This window comes from Burkholderia metallica (genome assembly GCF_902832845.1).
In the GTDB taxonomy this organism is placed as follows: domain Bacteria; phylum Pseudomonadota; class Gammaproteobacteria; order Burkholderiales; family Burkholderiaceae; genus Burkholderia; species Burkholderia metallica.
Window position 1 is genome coordinate 1 of record NZ_CADFDB010000034.1, and the last position, 363, is coordinate 363.

Genomic DNA, 363 nt, shown 5'->3' on the forward strand with positions numbered 1-363 from the left:
CTGATCGAGCCGACCGGCGGCGAAGTGACTTACCTCGGCAAGCCGCTGCGCGGCCCGGCCGAAGGCGTCGCGATGGTGTTCCAGACCTTCGCGCTGTTCCCGTGGCTCACCGTGCTGCAGAACGTGGAAGCCGGCCTCGAGGCGCTCGGCGTCGGCGCGCGCGAGCGGCGCGAGCGCGCGCTGGCCGCGATCGACCTGATCGGTCTCGACGGCTTCGAGAACGCGTACCCGCGCGAGCTGTCGGGCGGGATGCGCCAGCGCGTGGGCTTTGCGCGCGCGCTCGTCGTCGACCCGACGATCCTGCTGATGGACGAGCCGTTCTCCGCGCTCGACGTGCTGACGGCCGAGACGCTGCGTACCGAC

Annotated in this window: 1 protein-coding gene; it reads left to right on the top strand. The window is 71.9% G+C overall.

Annotated features, from left to right (window positions below; all coding sequences use genetic code 11):
• Window positions 1-363, top strand: a 363-nt coding sequence (locus HWX08_RS34190) for an ABC transporter ATP-binding protein (RefSeq protein WP_175807163.1), incomplete at both ends; no start/stop codon positions are given.